The organism is Kitasatospora putterlickiae, assembly GCF_039527695.1.
Taxonomy (GTDB): Bacteria; Actinomycetota; Actinomycetes; order Streptomycetales; family Streptomycetaceae; genus Kitasatospora; species Kitasatospora putterlickiae.
Genome location: NZ_BAAAKJ010000185.1, coordinates 1 through 2,536, shown reverse-complemented (window position 1 = coordinate 2,536; position 2,536 = coordinate 1). Strand labels below are relative to the sequence as shown.

General features: G+C 68.3%; 2 protein-coding genes. Both read right to left on the bottom strand.

The annotated features are described in order from the left end of the window. Positions 1-56: 56 nt before the first annotated feature. Entirely contained in the window at positions 57-1,868 is a 1,812-nt protein-coding gene (locus ABD308_RS18490; RefSeq protein ID WP_344335818.1) for a glycosyl hydrolase family 18 protein, read from the bottom strand. A 349-nt stretch (positions 1,869-2,217) separates the two neighbouring features. Then, positions 2,218-2,536, bottom strand: a 319-nt coding sequence (locus ABD308_RS18485; protein WP_344335815.1) for an FxLYD domain-containing protein, incomplete at its 5' end; no start/stop codon positions are given.

The following is a 2,536-nucleotide window of genomic DNA, read 5'->3' as shown; positions in this document are numbered from 1 at the left end:
CCGGACTCTTCGCGTGGTGCGAGGGTCCGTCAGGCCCTCATCCGATCAGTGGTGGGTCAGCAGGGACCGTTGTCGGTCCAGACGCCCCACTGGCCGCTCAGCGACGGGTCGTCGCCCTTGGTCCACCACTTGTTGGTGTAGTAGCGGCCCTTCCAGGAGACCTTGGTCGGGGTCGCGTAGGTGGTGGCGGCGTCCCAGCTCGGGGCGGCGGCGCAACCGGCCGGGGTGGTCGGCGTCGTCGTCGGCGTGGTGGTCGGCGTGGTGGTGGGGGTGGTGGTCGGCGTGGTGGTCGGCGTCGTCGTCGGCGTGGCGGTCGGCGTCGGGGTCACCGGCGGGACCGGGCAGTTCGCGGCCGAGCCGTTGGTCGCCTCGACCATCTTGTCGAACAGCGCGGTCTTGGTGCCCAGGTCGTACAGCGAGAAGGCGAAGGAGCCGCCGAGGCCGTTGCAGTGCGCGTAGTCCAGCTTGGCCTGGATCGAGCGGGCGTCCTCACCGGACCAGAAGACGTTGCCGTCGTAGAAGTAGGTCGCCTTGGCCTCGTCGTCCCAGTAGGTCTTCGCCGGGTTGTCGACGAAGCCGGCCAGCTCCTTGTACATCTGGATGCCGGCGACGCCGCCCGAGAGCGGGGCGCCCGGGGCCGGGGCGGTGGCGGACTGGAACAGGCCGTTCTTGCCGTTGTTCGGCACGCCGGTCCAGCCGCGGTAGTAGAACGGCACACCCACGTTGATCTTGTTCGCGGGGAAGCCGCCGGCGATGCCGTACTGCGGGTCACCGACGGTGTAGGCCTTGATGGCCGAGTCGATGTTGTACTTGCCGTTGCCGCCCGGGACCGGGGTCATCGGGTCGTTGGGGCCGGAGTAGATCGGGGCCTGGTGGTTGGTCGGGCCCTTGGCCTCCCAGCCGCCGTGCATGTCGTACGTCATGACGTCGAGGAAGTTCAGGTACTGACCGATCTTGTCGGTCTCGACGTTCTTGATCTTGTCCTGACCGGCACCCACCGCGGCCGCGGTGTAGTAGGTCTTGTTGTCGGTCCGGCCCTGCGCGTCGAGCTGCTCGCGCAGCTCCTTCAGCAGCAGGGTGAAGTTCTGCTTGTCGTTCGGGCTCGCCTGGTTGCCCAGGTGGCCGCCACCGCCCGGGTACTCCCAGTCGATGTCGATGCCGTCGAAGATGCCGGCCGCCGTACCCGGGCCGCCGTAGCCGGCGTCGACCGGCAGGTTGCCCTTGATGAACATGTCGATGCAGGACGAGACCAGCTTCTTGCGGGAGGCGTCCGTGGCCGCCGCCGACGAGAAGTACTTGGAGTAGGTCCAGCCACCGAGCGAGATCAGGATCTTGAGCTTCGGGTTCTTCGCCTTCAGCTTCTTCAGCTGGTTGAAGTTGCCCGCGATCGGCTGGTTCCAGACGTCGCCGACGCCGTCGACCGAGATGTCCGGGCCGAAGCTCTTCTGGTAGTCCGCGAACGCGTCCGCCGCACCGTCACCCGCGTTGGGGTTGTTCTCGTCCTGGCTCGCGGCCTTGGTGGCCTGGAAACAGGTGCCGTTGGTGGGGTGGATGTTGGCGAACGAGTAGATCATGTAATCCAGCTTCCCGGCGACGCCGGTGTCCTGGATCGTCTTCGCGTAGTACGCGTTCGAGTAGATCGACCACTGGTCGAAGTAGGCGACCTTGATGCCACCGCTGGTGGCGGGCGCGCCGGTGCTGTTGCCGACGGCGGCGTTGGCGGTGCCACCGCCGCTGAGCGCGAGGCCCGCGCCGAGCAGCAGGGAGGCGGTGGTGCCGGCGGCGATCGCGGTCAGGCTCTTGGACCGCTTGCGACGGCCGCCCTCCTGAACCGGGGCCCCGGCCCTTTCGATGCGTGAACGGAGCATGGGTGCGTGACTCCTGGGTGTGGGGGATTCCGGCATCTCCCGGGGCGCAGGTACGGGGTGGGGCCGTACGACCGGGACATGACAGAACGGGATGGGGGAATCGAGCGGACATGCCTTGACGGACGCCGGGATATGCCGAACCGGCGCCTGCGGCGGACCGCTGACGCCGGTTCAGGGGCTCCCTGCACCTGGGGACTAAAATGGACTAGACCAACTACCCCGTCAAGGGGTGACGTTGAGGCTTGAGCCGCCCTTAAGGTTCCCCGGGAACCCGGACGCCCCCGCTGACCTGCGGCGCAGCGGGGGCGTCCGGGGCGCGGCGGCTCGTCCGACGCGGGCCGTAAGACGCTCAGTAGCGAACGGCATTGGCGACTTCGGCCTTCACCGAACCCGTGAGGTCCCGGTTGCTGCGCGCCTTCGCCTCGGCGCTCTGGCCCACCGCGACGTCCGGCAGCGTCACGGCCGCCACATCCAGCACATTGCCGCTGTCATCGGTGAAGTTGACCTGGATCACGTACCGGCTGTTCTGCTGCCCGTGGTTGGTGACGGTCAGCGTCACCTCGGCCTTGTCGTCCACGAAGGCCACCGCCCCGACCGCGACGTCCCCCTTGGCGTCAAGACCGCCCTTGACGCCGGCGATCGCCGAGGACGCCGCCGCCTGCGCCGAC